At 55.4% G+C, this 14780-nt stretch carries 12 protein-coding genes; 8 read left to right on the forward strand and 4 right to left on the reverse strand.

What is annotated here, in order from left to right; all coding sequences use genetic code 11:
* Nucleotides 1-72: 72 nt before the first annotated feature.
* The 3 genes from rhlE to dusC all read left to right on the forward strand — a co-directional run bounded on the left by rhlE (nucleotide 73) and on the right by dusC (nucleotide 3481).
* Entirely contained in the window at nucleotides 73-1446 is a 1374-nt protein-coding gene (gene rhlE, locus KGP17_RS07880; protein ID WP_021180406.1) for an ATP-dependent RNA helicase RhlE, read from the forward strand.
* A 71-nt stretch (nucleotides 1447-1517) separates the two neighbouring features.
* Entirely contained in the window at nucleotides 1518-2477 is a 960-nt protein-coding gene (locus KGP17_RS07885) for a D-2-hydroxyacid dehydrogenase family protein (protein WP_223499126.1), read from the forward strand.
* Nucleotides 2478-2551: 74 nt separating this feature from the next.
* Nucleotides 2552-3481: a tRNA dihydrouridine(16) synthase DusC gene (gene dusC / locus KGP17_RS07890; protein WP_021180408.1), complete on the forward strand. Its 930-nt coding sequence runs from the start codon at nucleotides 2552-2554 to the stop codon at nucleotides 3479-3481.
* Here dusC and KGP17_RS07895 read toward each other — a convergent pair.
* Nucleotides 3478-4239, reverse strand: coding sequence for an arylamine N-acetyltransferase (locus KGP17_RS07895; RefSeq protein WP_059201991.1), 762 nt, complete (start codon nucleotides 4237-4239; stop codon nucleotides 3478-3480). The two genes, dusC and KGP17_RS07895, sit on opposite strands and share 4 nt — an antisense overlap.
* Nucleotides 4240-5214: 975 nt before the next feature.
* On the opposite strand from KGP17_RS07895, the gene KGP17_RS07900 reads away from it, so the two are divergent.
* From KGP17_RS07900 to KGP17_RS07910, 3 genes are all read left to right on the forward strand, one after another.
* Nucleotides 5215-5967: an SDR family NAD(P)-dependent oxidoreductase gene (locus KGP17_RS07900; protein ID WP_021180410.1), complete on the forward strand. Its 753-nt coding sequence runs from the start codon at nucleotides 5215-5217 to the stop codon at nucleotides 5965-5967.
* A 159-nt stretch (nucleotides 5968-6126) separates the two neighbouring features.
* Complete coding sequence (locus tag KGP17_RS07905) at nucleotides 6127-7215, forward strand: efflux RND transporter periplasmic adaptor subunit (protein WP_223499615.1); 1089 nt, start codon at nucleotides 6127-6129, stop codon at nucleotides 7213-7215.
* A gap of 10 nt (nucleotides 7216-7225) precedes the next feature.
* Nucleotides 7226-10327 carry an efflux RND transporter permease subunit gene (locus KGP17_RS07910; protein WP_223499127.1) on the forward strand — a complete coding sequence of 1034 codons (3102 nt, stop codon included), beginning with the start codon at nucleotides 7226-7228 and terminating at the stop codon, nucleotides 10325-10327.
* Between the two features lie 56 nt (nucleotides 10328-10383).
* Here the strand turns inward: KGP17_RS07910 and ansP are convergent, their stop codons facing one another.
* Nucleotides 10384-11850 (reverse strand): L-asparagine permease, encoded by a 1467-nt coding sequence (ansP, locus tag KGP17_RS07915; RefSeq protein WP_223499128.1) that lies wholly within the window; start codon nucleotides 11848-11850, stop codon nucleotides 10384-10386.
* 160 nt (nucleotides 11851-12010) lie between these two features.
* Nucleotides 12011-12448, reverse strand: a complete 438-nt coding sequence (locus KGP17_RS07920; RefSeq protein WP_021180412.1) for a PACE efflux transporter — start codon at nucleotides 12446-12448, stop codon at nucleotides 12011-12013.
* Nucleotides 12449-12567: 119 nt separating this feature from the next.
* Here KGP17_RS07920 and KGP17_RS07925 point away from each other — a divergent pair, with 119 nt between their 5' ends.
* Both KGP17_RS07925 and KGP17_RS07930 read left to right on the forward strand, forming a co-directional pair.
* On the forward strand, nucleotides 12568-13455 hold the full coding sequence (locus KGP17_RS07925) for a LysR family transcriptional regulator (protein ID WP_223499129.1): 888 nt from the start codon (nucleotides 12568-12570) through the stop codon (nucleotides 13453-13455).
* A gap of 107 nt (nucleotides 13456-13562) precedes the next feature.
* Nucleotides 13563-14189, forward strand: a complete 627-nt coding sequence (locus KGP17_RS07930) for a LysE family translocator (RefSeq protein WP_021805213.1) — start codon at nucleotides 13563-13565, stop codon at nucleotides 14187-14189.
* Between the two features lie 2 nt (nucleotides 14190-14191).
* Here the strand turns inward: KGP17_RS07930 and KGP17_RS07935 are convergent, their stop codons facing one another.
* Nucleotides 14192-14755 carry a DedA family protein gene (locus KGP17_RS07935; protein WP_209523512.1) on the reverse strand — a complete coding sequence of 188 codons (564 nt, stop codon included), beginning with the start codon at nucleotides 14753-14755 and terminating at the stop codon, nucleotides 14192-14194.
* Between the last annotated feature and the right edge of the window lie 25 nt (nucleotides 14756-14780).

Below are 14780 nucleotides of genomic sequence, written 5' to 3' on the forward strand. Positions count from 1 at the left end.
GTCTGATCATCCTCCCGGAAACTGCACCGAACATTTGTTTAGGTTAGGGGGGATCTGGAGTTTTTCTCTACTATGTCATTTGAAACCCTCGGCTTAAGTGCTGAAATTCTGCGCGCTGTTGAAGAACAGGGCTATCGCGAACCTACGCCAATTCAACGCCAGGCAATCCCGGTGGTATTGGCAGGCCGTGACCTGATGGCCAGCGCCCAGACCGGCACCGGTAAAACAGCTGGTTTTACCTTGCCGCTATTACAGCTGCTGAGCAAACACGATCACCCAATCAAAGGCCGCCGCCCGGTGCGCGCGTTGATCCTGACGCCAACCCGTGAACTGGCTGCACAAATCGGTGAAAACGTTGAGGCTTACAGCAAACACCTGCGCCTGCGTTCGCTGGTGGTGTTTGGTGGTGTGAGCATCAACCCGCAGATGATGAAGCTGCGCGGCGGCGTCGACATCCTGGTGGCAACGCCGGGTCGCCTGCTGGATCTGGAACATCAGAACGCGGTTGATCTGTCCAAAATTGAAATTCTGGTGCTGGACGAAGCCGACCGCATGCTGGATATGGGCTTTATCCATGATATCCGCCGCGTGCTGTCCAAGCTGCCTGCCAAGCGTCAGAACCTGCTGTTCTCCGCGACCTTCTCCGATGAGATCAAAGGGCTGGCCAGTAAACTGCTGACCAACCCGGCCTCGGTAGAAGTGGCTCGCCGCAACACCGCATCTGAGCAAATTGAACAGAGCGTTCACTTTGTCGATAAGAAGCGTAAGCGTGAACTGCTTTCCCAGATGATCGGCGAAGGTGACTGGAAGCAGGTGCTGGTATTTAACCGTACCAAGCACGGTGCCAACCATTTGGCTGAACAACTGAATAAAGATGGCATCACCGCTGCGGCTATCCACGGCAATAAAAGCCAGGGCGCACGTACCCGCGCACTTGCCGACTTTAAAGACGGCAAAATCCGTGTGCTGGTAGCTACCGACATCGCTGCGCGCGGCCTGGATATCGATCAGTTGCCACACGTGGTGAACTACGAACTGCCAAACGTACCGGAAGATTACGTCCACCGCATTGGCCGTACTGGCCGTGCCGAACGTACCGGTGAGGCGATCTCGTTGGTCTGCGTGGATGAACACAAACTGTTGCGTGATATTGAGCGCCTGCTCAAGCGTGAAATTCCACGTATTGCGCTGCCAGGCTATGAGCCGGACCCAAGCATCAAAGCCGAACCGATCATCAATGGCCGTCAGGCTGGTGGTGGCCGTGGTGCTCCGCGTGGCAACGGCGGCGGCGCTCCGCGTACCGGTAACGGTGGCGGCCAGCGTAGTGGCAATGGCGGCGGTCAGCGTGAAAATCGCGGCGGCGGCAGTGCTCGCCCGCAGGGTGACGGCAAACCACGTTCAGGTGCTCCATCGCGCCGTCCGCGTAGCCATAAACCCTCTGAGTGATCCTCGATTAGTGATCTATACTGAACCGCCAATTATTGGCGGTTTTTTTTCGCCTGTTTCAGGAGATCCAGATGAAATTGAAGTGTGCAATTCTTGATGATTACCAAGGGGTAGCGCTGACGATGGCGGATTGGTCCGTCCTTGGCGAGCAGGTTGAGGTCTTCTCCCTGCGCGAGCATATTGATGATGAAGACCAACTGGTGAGCCGCATCAACGACTGCGAGATCGTGGTGATTATGCGAGAGCGCACGCCGTTCACCGCCGCATTGCTTGCCCGTTTGCCAAAACTGCAATTGCTGATCACCTCAGGCATGCGCAACGCTTCGATCGATCTGCCAGCGGCAACCCGGCAAGGGATTACCGTTTGTGGCACCGCCAGCGGTTCTGAAGCGCCGATGGAACTGACCTGGGCGCTGATCCTCGGCTTGGCCAAGCATCTGGTGGCTGAAAGCAGCGGATTGCGTGCCAACGGGCCTTGGCAGCAACATGTTGGCATCACTTTGCATGGGAAAACGTTAGGCTTACTGGGGCTGGGCAAGATCGGCGGCCAGATGGCAAAGGTGGCACAGGCGTTTGGTATGAACGTCGTGGCCTGGAGCCAAAATCTGACGGCTGAAAGGGCACAGGAATTCGGTGTGCAACTTGCCGAGTCAAAACAGGTGCTGTTGGCAGCGAGTGACTTTGTTTCGGTCCATCTGGTGTTAAGCGATCGCAGCCGTGGGCTGATCGACCGCCAGGCGCTGGCGCAGATGAAAACCAGTGCATTCCTGATCAACACCTCACGCGCGGCAATTGTCGATCAACAAGCGTTGGTTGAGGCGCTGCAAACAGGGCAGATCGCCGGTGCCGGGCTGGACGTGTTTGAAGTAGAGCCACTGCCAGCCGATCACCCATTGCGCCGTTTGCCCAACGTGCTGGCTACGCCGCATGTGGGTTATGTCGCGGATGATAACTACCGCACCTATTTCCGGGAAGCGATTGCCGATATCCAGGCCTTTATTGCCGGTGAGCCGCTGCGCAAGCTAGGCTAATTTTATCGGCGGGAGGCTTGTTGGCTCCCTCTTTCGCCCGTATCATTGCGCCCTCTTAGATAGCAGGGGTAGGCATGCGCGTATTATTGGCTCCAATGGAGGGGGTACTCGACTCTCTGGTGCGGGAATTGCTCACCGAGGTGAACGATTACGATCTCTGCATCACCGAATTCCTGCGGGTGATCGATCAGCGGCTACCAGCCAAATCCTTCTATCGGCTGTGTCCGGAACTGCACCATGCCAGCAGAACGCCATCCGGCACCCAGGTGCGGGTGCAACTGCTGGGCCAGTATCCCGAATGGCTGGCGGAAAACGCCGCTCAGGCGGTTGAACTGGGTTCTTACGGTGTCGATCTGAACTGCGGTTGCCCGTCCAAACATGTCAACGGCAGCGGCGGCGGGGCCACCTTGCTCAAAGATCCCGAACTGATTTATCAGGGTGCCAAAGCGATGCGCGCCGCGGTGCCAGCGCATCTGCCGGTGACGGTAAAAGTGCGCTTGGGTTGGGATTCGGATTCCCGCAGCTTTGAAATTGCCGATGCGGTGCAGCAAGCGGGGGCGACCGAAATCACCATTCATGGCCGTACCAAAGAGGACGGTTATAAAGCCGATCGCATCAACTGGCAGGCGATCGGTGAGATCCGCCAGCGTTTGACCATCCCGGTGATTGCCAACGGGGAAATCTGGGACTATCAAAGTGCGCAGGCCTGTATGCAGGCCACCGGCTGCGACGCGGTAATGCTGGGGCGTGGAGCGTTGAACATCCCCAACCTGAGCCGGGTGGTGAAATATAACGAACCGCGTATGCCTTGGCCGCAGGTGGTGCAGCTATTGCAAAAGTACGTGCATCTGGAAAAGCAGGGCGATACCGGTTTATATCACGTCGCCCGCATCAAACAGTGGCTCAGCTACCTGCGCAAAGAGTATCAGGAAGCCACGGAGCTGTTTACCGAGATCCGCACGTTAAACAACTCCAAGGATATTGCACGGGTGATTTGCCGCTAACTCCTTATTTCAATGGCGAAATAGTGTCGCAGCGCCTCCAACCGTTCTTCCTCCGAATGCAGCGTAGACTCCTTACGATGATGGTTTTGGGTCACGATCAGCTTTAACTCGCTGAGGGTGATGCGGCCATCCTCTGTGGGGCGGGAGCACACCAGCTTTTGGGTAAAATGCGACTGTGGCGAAGTGCTGTGATAGTGACACATGTCGCTAAACTCTTCCGGCTGCCGGGGTTGCAGGGTAAAGCGATAAAGCGTCTTGGCGTGGGAGGTCCGATCGCCGTTGCGGCGCTCGAGATGATACCACTCACCGTCTTGCTCAAGATGAAAGGTACCGCTGGCCTGCGGTTGTTGTTCGGTGGTGGTGATTTTCAGCGGGGCGAGGAAAGAATCACCAAACCCTACATCGACCAGATACGGCTGATCCAGGGTCACCACCAGCGCCATATGGTCAAATGGCGGACCAAAAGAGCCGTCTCTGGCGTGGATTTCCCCGGATATAAACGTCACCTTAAAGCCGATCTGCTGCAACAGCAGGGCGAATATCCGGTTCAATTCATAGCAAAACCCCCCGCGATTATGCTCGACGATTTTGCTGAACAGCCCGGCCTCGCTGAGATCGATTCCCTGATGATAGATAATGCTCAAATTCTCGAAGGGCACCGCCAGCATATGGCAGCGATGCAGCTGTTGCAGAGTTTGCAGATCGGCCTGTGGTGTGCCTGTGAAGCCGATGTGTTGCAGATAGCGTGGTATGTCCACCAGAATTCTCGCTAGACGGGAAATTTTGCATAAATTAGCGGGAATTGCGGCAGTCGGGGAAGCAATATGTGCGGTGCTGAAAATCGCTGGCGTAAAGCCGCTTGTGCCAATGCAATACACTCGTCTTCCTGACAGGTCGTGGCCACCTAGCTTGCGAGCATGTGAACGCCGTCTGTAATTAACCAGAAAGACAAATGCGTATCGATTTCAGTCCGTTTAAAATTAGCGATTTAGCGAATAAACGTATGTTGTTAAAAACAGTATTGACATAGTTTGAAAAAGTCGTAGATTAGTATCCAGCAGCAGGAAATTGATAGTTAGCTGCTTAGCTAAATAACAGATTGAAAGATTACTTTTAATAAGTTGTTTAGTGATATTGCGATAAAGGCCACGAAGTTCTGTTGTATGGGGAAGTCGTCGTTGAGTAGCCAGTTCGGGCTCAAGGACAATGCTTTAAGGCCACGTAGTCAGTACCGACGATCGCAGGGTGTGTACCATAACGCGATGATGTAAGGCTCTGTTTCTCAAGTGTTAATGTTGCAACTTGTTAATTTTATCCTGTAAGTTTGTTGCAATGAAAGTAAAGCCATGCGTCAATAGTTTATATCGCGAGGGGGAATGTACCAGTTTAGCTTGCTTTGCCTCGGCTAATTATTATGAGGTAGGTAAGTCAAAATTTGTAAATCAGCCAGTATAGGGGAGGATGTAGTTAGCTTTTTAATACCCAATATTATCTGTGATAAACAAGTACATTTTAAATAGTATCGAAAGTAGTACCCAGTTAGTAAGTTGATTAATGTTGAATTTTAAATATGCAGTAACCTAAAAGCCCTGGCAAATATTGTCAGGGCTTTTTCGTTTTATCCTTTTGCCAATGGGGTGATGCTTCAGCATTTTTGGAGGAACGCCACTGCCAGAAACTGTCATGCTCAAGCCTTAGCCTGAACGCCTAACTCAAAGCGATCGGGAGGCGTTATGCAAGATTTTACGGGTAAAGTGGCACTGGTGACCGGTGCTTCCACCGGGATTGGTGAGGCTATTGCTCAAGAGTTGGTCGATCGCGGTGCGAAGGTAGCGATCACCGCCAGAAATAGCGAAAGACTGGCAGCAACGGCGCAACGTATAGATCCGACAGGCAAATCGGTATTTCCGTTGGTTATGGATGCTCGCGATCCTGAATCGGTGCGCAGTGCGGTAGCGCAAACGCTAGCCCTTGGTGGGCAATTGCATCTGCTGGTCAATAATGCCGGTATCACCGGGCCGCATGATGTGCCGCTGAATGAATACCCCATCGAAGATTGGCACGCGGTGATTGAAACCGATCTCAGTGGCACCTTCTATGGGATGAAGTACGGATTACCCGCTATCGCAGCGGCAGGCGGTGGCGCGGTAGTGAATCTCTCCGCCGTCAATGGCATGGTCGGTATTGCGGGCATTGCACCTTATACCGCGGCCAAGCATGGCATTATCGGTTTGACACGGGCCGCCGCTCTGGAATTTGCCGATCGGGGGATACGCATCAACGCCGTCGGGCCTGGCTATGTCGATACGCCATCGATGGCCAAATTACCCGCCTTGGTGCGGGAGAAAATGGCGGCCTCTCATCCAATGGGGCGAATGGCTACGCGTGAAGAGGTAGCGAAAACGGTGGTTTTTTTGCTTTCTATAGACAGCAGTTTCACCACCGGGGCCTTTTACAGCATTGATGGTGGTTATACGGCACAGTAAACCGTTGGTAGGCTAAGGCGTAAGCGAGCTTGCGTCTTGGCAAGAAATCGTCAGCAGAGCTCATTCTGACTTGCTATGGGTGAACTATAATTTTCATCAAGTTAGATTAATTGATGAGCGATCTTGCTGCCGATGACAAAATCTCTGTTCTCCCGTTTTATGGCACTGTGGCTGCTGGCCATAGCCACACCGATCGTTGCTGCACCGCTGCCAGCGGTGACCGTGGCGCTGATTGAACAAAGCCAACCCGAACGCGCATTGCACTATCTTGGCCGCATCGAGGCGATACAAACCGTGGAGGTGAAGACCCGTACCGAAGGGTTTATCGCCAAGCGGCCGTTTACCGAAGGGCAAATGGTCAAGGCAGGGGATTTACTGTACGAGATCGAGCCTGCATTACACCATTCTGCCGTGGCACAGGCTCAGGCTCAGTTGGATAGCGCGACGGCCACAGCCAACCTGGCTCAGGTAAACCTGACGCGCTTGCAGCAGTTAGGCAATAACCGCGCGGTTAGCAGAGCAGATATTGATGCCGCGGCAGCCGAGCGTGATACCAGCAGGGCGGCGGTCGCCCAGGCGCGGGCACTGCTTAATACGCAGCAGTTACAACTCAGCTATACCCGAATTTATGCGCCGATTGCCGGGCGCATCGGCCACAGCCGTTTTCATGTGGGCAGCCTGGTCAACGCGGCGAGTGGCACACTGGTCAACATTATTCAGCTCGATCCGATCCGCGTGGCGATCTCCATCAATGAACGGGACTATATTACCGCCGCCTATCAGCGTCAGAATGGGGAGGGCAAGCTTGCCGAAGGGCAGTTTTCTGCCCGTCTTGAACTGGCCAACGGCAAATCCTACCCGGAGCCGGGCACTTTTGAATCGGTAGATAACCAGATCGATGCCCACACTGGTACCGTCACGTTACGGACCCGTTTTGCCAATCCTAATCATCTGCTGCTGCCCGGGGGCGTGGTGAACGTGATCCTGACCGCCGAGCAACCGCAGACGGTCACGCTGGTGCCAATCGCCGCGCTTCAGCAAAACCAGCAGGGCCACTTTGTGTTGGTCGTCACCCCGGAGAATATCGTGGAGGTGCGCGAGGTAACTCTTGGTGAACAGCATGAGCAATATTATCAGGTGAACGCCGGGCTCAAGGTTGGCGAAAAGGTGATTATCTCCGGTGTTCAGCACGTCAGGCCCGGAATACAGGTGAACGCCATTCTTTCCAGCGCCAACGCGCAACCATAAGGGGACGTTGATGCTGCATTTCTTTATCCGGCGGCCGAAGTTCGCCATCGTGATTGCGCTGGTGTTCACCCTGGTGGGGATCGTTTCTCTCAAGGTGATCCCGGTGGAGCAGTACCCCGATATCACGCCACCGGTGGTTTCCGTCAGCGCGCTCTATCCTGGAGCCAGCGCCCGTGACGTGGCTCAGGCGGTGGCATCGCCCATCGAAGCTCAGGTCAACGGCGTCAGCAACATGCTGTACATGGAATCGACCAGCGCCAACAACGGCGGTTATCAACTGAGCATTACCTTTGCCAGTGGCACCGATCCGGATATGGCCGCCGTGGAGGTGCAAAACCGTATTTCACAGGTTAGCGCGCAGCTACCGGCAGAGGTGAATAACAACGGGGTTTCGGTGCGCAAGCGGGCCTCGAATCTGTTGTTGGGCGTTAGCGTGTTCTCTCCCAAGGGCAGCCGTGACACGCTGTTTCTGAGCAATTACACCAGTATCCAACTGCGCGATGCCTTGGCCCGCATCAGCGGTGTGGGAGATGTGCAGGTGTTTGGCGCCCGGGATTACAGCATGCGCGTCTGGCTCGATCCGCAGCGTATGGAGTCGCTGAATATCAGCGTGCAGGACATCGTGCAAGCGTTGCAGCAGCAGAACGTGCAGGCCGCAGCAGGCCAAATCGGTTCCGCGCCTTCGCCTTCCCGGCAGCAGCAAACCTTGACCATCAGCGGGCAGGGGCGTTTAGACGATCCGCAGGAGTTCGCCAGGGTGATTATCCGCAGCGGGGCCAATGGCGGTACGGTGCGCGTGGGTGACGTGGCGCGGGTCGAGTTGGGGGCACAAAACTACCAGGTTAATGCTTCAATGAACCAACAGGAATCGGCATTTTTGGTGGTTTACCCCACGCCGGGAGCTAACGCGCTGAATGTTGCCAATGCGGTACGCCAGGAGATGGCACGCTTGTCGCAGTCCTTCCCCAGCGATATGAGCTATGACATCAAATATGACTCTACCCGCCCGGTAACGGCAACGCTGCACGAGATTGCCATTTCGCTGGCGTTAACCCTGGCGGTGGTGTTGCTGGTGGTTTATCTGTTCTTACAGAGCCTGCGGGCCACCTTTATCGTGGCGCTCACCATTCCAGTTTCATTGCTCGGTACTTTCGCCGTGCTGTATGTTTTCGGCTACTCCGCCAACACCCTGAGCCTGTTCGCCATTATCCTGGCGCTGACTATCGTGGTAGACGACGCCATCGTGGTGGTGGAAAACGTGGAGCGTCTGCTGGCCCAAGATCCCGCTCTTAGCCCGGCAGAAGCAACCCGCAAGGCGATTAGCCAGATTGCCGGGCCGATCGTCGCTACGACGTTAGTGCTGATGGCGGTGTTTGTGCCGATTGCGGTGCTGCCGGGCATTACCGGTGAGCTGTATCGTCAGTTTGCCGTGACCCTGTCGGCGGCGGTGATCCTGTCGAGCATCAACGCGTTGACGCTGTCCCCGGCGCTTTGTGCCACGCTGATCCGGCGGCGTGAGCTGGCGCAAACCGGTTTTTTTGGTGGTTTCAACCGGGGTATGAACCGGATGCGCGATGGCTATGTTCGCATGACCGCATTGGCTAGCAAGCGAGCTTTAACCACGGTGATTGCACTCTTTGTCGTTGGCTTGGCCACCTGGTATGGCTATAGCCGTCTGCCAACCTCTTTCCTGCCGGAGGAGGATCAGGGCTACTTCTTCGTCAACGTACAGTTGCCAGATGGAGCTTCCCTTGAACGTACCCAGGCGGTAATGGATCAGATGCATCAGCAGGTGATACAAAACCCGGCGGTGGAAGATGTGATCAAAATTACCGGTTTCAGCCTGCTGAGCGGGGGCAATTCGCCCAATGCGGGCTTCGCCATCGTGATGCTCAAACCTTGGGGCCAACGCGAACATGTTGACCGGGTGTTAGCCGATCTTCAGGGCCGGCTGGCAGCAATCCCCTCGGCGATGATCATGGTGGTTAATCCACCGGCCATCGCCGGGCTAGGCAACGCCGCCGGTTTTGATTTACGCCTGCTGGCGCTGGAGGGGCAAACGCCGCAGCAGATGGCTCAGGTGGCCCAGGGGATTATTTTTGCGGCCAACCAGCGGCCAGAGCTGAGCCGGGTATTTACCACCTTCAGCGCCGTGGTGCCGGATATCGATCTAGCGGTCGATCGTGAACGTGCTGCACTATTGCAGGTGCCGGTCAGCCGGATTTTCAATACGCTGCAAGTTTCGCTTGGCGGCCTGAACGTGGGGGATTTTTCGGTCAATAACCGTATGTTCCGGGTGCAGTTGCAAAACGATATGGATTTCCGGCAACGCACCGAACAAATTAATCGCCTGAACGTGCGCAGCGACACCGGCGCTCTGGTGAGCCTGGCTAATCTGGTACGGCTTACGCCTTCCATCGGCGCGCCTTTTATCAGCCAGTTCAACCAGTTTCCGTCGGTATCGGTGAACGGTTCTGCGGCCGAGGGGGTTAGCTCCGGGCAAGCGATGAAAACCGTGGAGTCTTTATTGGCCGAGCAGTTGCCAAAGGGTTACGGCTATAGTTGGAGCGGCCTGTCTTGGCAGGAACAACAAACCGGTGACCAAGCCCTGCAGATCTATCTGGCGGCGCTGGTGTTCGCCTATCTGTTCCTGGTGGCTCAGTATGAAAGCTGGAGTATCCCGCTGGTGGTGATGCTGTCGGTGATTTTCGCGGTGGCAGGAGCGGTCGCGGGGTTACGCATGATGGGGTTCGCCAACGACGTTTACGCCCAAATCGGGCTAGTCCTGCTGATCGGCCTGGCGGCCAAGAATGCCATCCTGATCGTTGAGTTCTCCAAGGCGCGGCGTGAAGAGGGGGCCAGCATTCGCGAAGCCGCGCAGGACGGCGCCCGGCAACGTTTCCGGGCGGTGATGATGACGGCCATTTCCTTTATTCTCGGGGTGATGCCGCTGGTGTTTGCTACCGGTGCCGGGGCGATGAGCCGCCAAATTATCGGTATTACCGTGTTTGGCGGGATGTTACTGGCAACCCTGGTCGGGATCTTCTTTATTCCTGCGCTGTACCTGCATATTCAACGGCTGCGCGAATGGGTTAAATCACGGTTTGCCTAGAGTCGCTGACCAGGTCTACTCGGCGCGGGGCCGGGTAGACCTGCAAATGGAAGCTGTTAAGGCTCGCTATGCTGTTCGTGAGCCTGTTGTTCCAGCATCACCTGTGCGGCACGCTTGCGCAGGCCAAACCAGCCAAGTAGCAGTAACACGGCCAACACGGGGATGGTGGCAATAGTCCAGGTGCCGTTCGGGTAATCAAAGGCCATCATGATCACCACCGCTAACAGGAACAACAGCGTCAGCCACGAGGTGACCGGTGCTCCTGGCATTTTAAACGCCACCGGTTTGGCTTTCCCCGCCTTGATCGCCTTACGCAGTTGCATCTGACAAACGATAATAAATGCCCAAGAGCAGATGATGCCCAGTGAAGCGATATTCAGCACGATTTCGAACACCTGCGATGGCACCAGATAATTCAGCACCACGCCAATTACATAGATGCCGCAGGTCACCAGAATACCGGCGTAAGGTACCTGCTGGCTGCTCATTTTAGCCATCAGCTTTGGTGCTGAGCCCCCCATGGAAAGTGAGCGCAGGATACGGCCTGTTGAGTACAGACCAGAGTTCAGGCTGGAAAGGGCGGCGGTCAGCACCACGATATTCATGATGGTCCCGATGTAGGGTACGCCAAGCTTGGAAAAGAAGGTGACAAACGGGCTTTGCCCAGCCTGATAGGCGTTCCAGGGTAACAGCAGAACCAGCAGTACTACCGAGCCGACATAGAACAAACCGATACGCCAGATCACGCTGTTGATCGCTTTTGGCATCATTTTTTCCGGATCTTTACACTCGCCAGCGGCGGTGCCTATCAGTTCGATACCGGCAAAGGCGAAGATCACCCCTTGTACCAATACCAAAGCAGGTAACAGACCGTGTGGGAACATGCCGCCGTTATCGGTGATCAGGTGGATCCCGGTTGTATTACCCGCTACCGGTGTGCCGACGCCAAGGAAGATGACCCCTACGACCAGGAACAGAGAGATGGCGGCAACCTTGATCAACGCAAACCAGAACTCCATTTCGGCGAACCATTTCACGCCGATCATATTCATGGTAGCCACAATCCCAAGTGCCCCCAGGGCAAACAGCCACTGGGGAACCTCGGCGAAGGTACCCCAATAATGCATATACAGCGCTACGGCGGTGATATCGACAATGCCGGTCATCGCCCAATTAAGAAAGTACATCCATCCTGCAACGTAGGAGGCCTTTTCACCGAGAAATTCGCGTGCATAGGAAACGAAACTGCCGCTGGATGGGCGGTGTAATACCAGCTCGCCCAAGGCGCGTAGGATGAAAAAAGAAAACACGCCACATACCAGATATACCAGCGCCAGTGCCGGACCCGCCATCTGTAGACGTGCGCCAGTGCCAAGGAATAGGCCAGTGCCGATTGAGCCTCCAATGGCGATCATCTGTATCTGCCGTTTACCCATGCTTTTGTGGTAACCGGATTCGTGTGAGTCTAACCAACGTTTTCTGGCCGCCTGCTTGTCATGTGCAGTCGTTTTCTCTGAGTGCATTATTCGTCCTGTTCCTGTCTGTTTGCATCATGGGAATGAGGTCATGGCAACATTCCGCAGTTTATGGTTGATACCAGCGCCGTTAAATAACGGCGAGGCATGCTACCCGTTCTAGGGAATTGAGGCAAAAAAACTGCGGTTCAGGGGGAGAGTGTTTGACTCAGGCCGATTCGGTGGCAGGCAGGGCGGAGGTCGGTAGCCCGAATATTTTGTCGAATGCCCAGTTAAATACAAAGGTATAGCAGGGAATAATCACGATCAGCGCCATATCCAGCAGCAAGGCCTGCAGCAGAGAAATCTCCATCCACCAGGCGATCAGGGGGATCAGGTAAACCACCAGCGTCAGTTGGAAGCCCACCGCATGCAGAATGCGGCGCTTCAGCGTGCGGGTGCGTGATGCCTGGCGGATTTCCCAGAATTCGTACAAGTAGTTGTAAATCAGGTTCCAACTGACGGCGATGGTGGTGATGATCACCGCCAACGGCCCGGTGCTGCTCGGGGCGGAGCCAGAGAGTAGTGCCAAACCAAGGGCCGAAATGACCATACCGATAACTTCATAAGCGGTCACATAGACCAGTTTGCGTTTCACGCCTTGCATGCTTTTCTCCTGCTTTATTTTTCGTGCCTGATGACGTCCGGCAACCCGATGCGTAAGATAACGTCAATACTATTGATAGAAAAAGTCAGGAGCTGTCAGTTTTACTGACAGGTAAGGTGATGAATTTTTCCAGTGACAATATCGAACTGTTTTTGGCTGTGTTGGATCGCGGATCATTCTCGGCGGCAGCCAGGGCATTGCGGCGCGTGCCTTCGGCGGTCAGCATGGGGATCGCCAATATGGAGGCGGAGCTGGGTTTTCAACTATTCGACCGCTCGCACCGCGAACCGGTGCCCACCGCGCTGGCATTGGCACTGGCTCCCCACGCACGCTTGATCGCCGAACAGCTCAAGCAGCTGCAGATCCACGCCATTGAGCTTTCTCAGGGGCTGGAAAGCAGGCTGTCGATCGGTGTGGCATCGGATATCAACAGCAGCGGTCTACTGGCGGCGGTTAAAGCGTTGGCGGAGCGCTACCCGTTGTTGGATATCGAGGTGCTGACTGCCCCACAAGATGATGTTTTGCATATGCTGCATCAACAGCGGGTCAGCCTGTGCCTGGCATTCGGCGGGCTGGACGTGAACAGCCAGGAACATTTTCACTATGTGGGTAGCGAGTCGTTGGTGGCAACCATTGCGGCACAGCATTCAGCTCTGAACGCTGGCGGTGCCGAGTTGTTTCTGGAGGAACTGGTCAACGTGCGGCAGATCATGGTGGCCAGCGGGGATTTGCCTATGGCCGATAAACGCCCACAGGTAGCGGAATCCTTCTGGCGTACTGACAGTTTGCCGATGGCGCTAAGCATGGTGGAAGCTGGACTGGGGTGGGGCAACTTTCCGCTGTCGTTAACTGCACCATTGCTGGAGCAGGGCCGGTTGATCCGCCTGAAATTTAAAAATACCAAAAACGAACTGCGTCTGCCGGTGCACCTGATTTGGTTGAAGCACCAGCCGCAACAGAAGGCGGCCAGGGAGTTGCTGGCGTTGATGATGCAGGGCAATGCTTGACCGGGGGGGAACGTGGCGCAGTTTTCTCCCGTATCCATACGTTTCTATTGCTTTTATTTTATCCAGCGCGTTAATTTGAGTAACGGAATCAGGCAAGGGAAAAGAGCATGATCAACGAAACGCTATTATCGGTACTCAGCATTACCGGGGCTATTACGCTTGGCGCCATGAGCCCAGGGCAAAGCTTTATTCTGGTAGCGCGAACGGCGGTGGCTTCGTCACGGCGCGATGGGATGGCGGTGGCATTGGGGATGGGGATCGGCTGTTTTATCTTCGCACTAATCGCCTTGTTGGGGCTGCAGTCGCTGCTACTGGCGCTGCCTTGGCTGTATACCACGCTGAAAATGCTGGGGGGGGCCTATCTGATCTATCTGGCGTTCAAAATGCTGCGCGGAGCTAATCAGCCGTTGATGATCGAAACGGTTGGCGGCCAGCAGCTAGGCTTTCGCCGGGCGTTCACCACCGGGCTGCTAACCCAACTGGGCAACCCGAACACCGCTATCGTCTTCGGCAGCGTGTTTGCGGCGTTGCTTAGCCATAAGATCCCCATGGTTCTGTATATCGTGTTGCCGTTGATTGCTCTGGCCGTCGATCTGCTGTGGTATGCCTTTGTGGCGTTTGTGCTGTCGTCACCGCGCCCGCGCCGCGTCTACCTGCGTTTCAAAGCCTGGTTCGATCGCCTGGGCGGCAGCGTGCTGGCCTTACTGGGCCTGAAGCTGATGCTCAACAAATAGTCTTATTGTGCGTGACGCCGCCGCCACCAGTAGCGAAGCAGCAGAATAGCGGCGATCACCACCACGCACAACAGCAGGCTATACAGCTTTTTGTCACTACCGCTGACAAAACTGCTGATGGCCTGGCCACCAAAATAGCCGAGCAGTACAAATAGCGTGGCCCACAGGATAGCCCCCAGAATATTCAGCGGGATAAAGCGCGAGGGGGGCAGCTTGCTGGCACCGATCAGCACCGGGCCGATAAGCCGGAATCCGTACATAAAACGTACGCCAATCACAAATAAAATCGGGTGGCTGGCAATCAGCTTTTGGGCGCGTTCAATGCGTGCTTGTTGACTCTCGATACGGGCAAGCACCCGTCCACCAAAATGGCGCCCGGCAAAATAGAGCACCTGATCGCCCAAGGCGCCGCCAATGGCGACCACCGCAATCACCAGCGGCAGGCGCAGCAATCCGTTGTGTGCGGCAATTCCTCCCAGCAGGGTGATGGTTTCCCCTTCGAGCAGGCAGCCAATCAGCAGTGCCCAGTAGCCATATTGGGTAATGTAGTGGGCTAAATCCGTCATTGTTGTTCCTTCATTGCGATGAAAT

Origin of the sequence: Serratia sp. JSRIV001, from assembly GCF_019968745.1 — a bacterium.
Taxonomy (GTDB): domain Bacteria; phylum Pseudomonadota; class Gammaproteobacteria; order Enterobacterales; family Enterobacteriaceae; genus Chania; species Chania fonticola_B.

Coding starts and splice junctions, on each gene's coding strand:
- rhlE (WP_021180406.1), top strand. CDS start 73: ATGTCATTTGAAACCCTCGGCTTAAGTGCTGAAATTCTGCGCGCTGTT.
- KGP17_RS07885 (WP_223499126.1), top strand. CDS start 1,518: ATGAAATTGAAGTGTGCAATTCTTGATGATTACCAAGGGGTAGCGCTG.
- dusC (WP_021180408.1), top strand. CDS start 2,552: ATGCGCGTATTATTGGCTCCAATGGAGGGGGTACTCGACTCTCTGGTG.
- KGP17_RS07900 (WP_021180410.1), top strand. CDS start 5,215: ATGCAAGATTTTACGGGTAAAGTGGCACTGGTGACCGGTGCTTCCACC.
- KGP17_RS07905 (WP_223499615.1), top strand. CDS start 6,127: ATGGCACTGTGGCTGCTGGCCATAGCCACACCGATCGTTGCTGCACCG.
- KGP17_RS07910 (WP_223499127.1), top strand. CDS start 7,226: ATGCTGCATTTCTTTATCCGGCGGCCGAAGTTCGCCATCGTGATTGCG.
- ansP (WP_223499128.1), bottom strand. CDS start 11,850: ATGCACTCAGAGAAAACGACTGCACATGACAAGCAGGCGGCCAGAAAA.
- KGP17_RS07920 (WP_021180412.1), bottom strand. CDS start 12,448: ATGCAAGGCGTGAAACGCAAACTGGTCTATGTGACCGCTTATGAAGTT.
- KGP17_RS07925 (WP_223499129.1), top strand. CDS start 12,568: ATGAATTTTTCCAGTGACAATATCGAACTGTTTTTGGCTGTGTTGGAT.
- KGP17_RS07930 (WP_021805213.1), top strand. CDS start 13,563: ATGATCAACGAAACGCTATTATCGGTACTCAGCATTACCGGGGCTATT.
- KGP17_RS07935 (WP_209523512.1), bottom strand. CDS start 14,755: ATGACGGATTTAGCCCACTACATTACCCAATATGGCTACTGGGCACTG.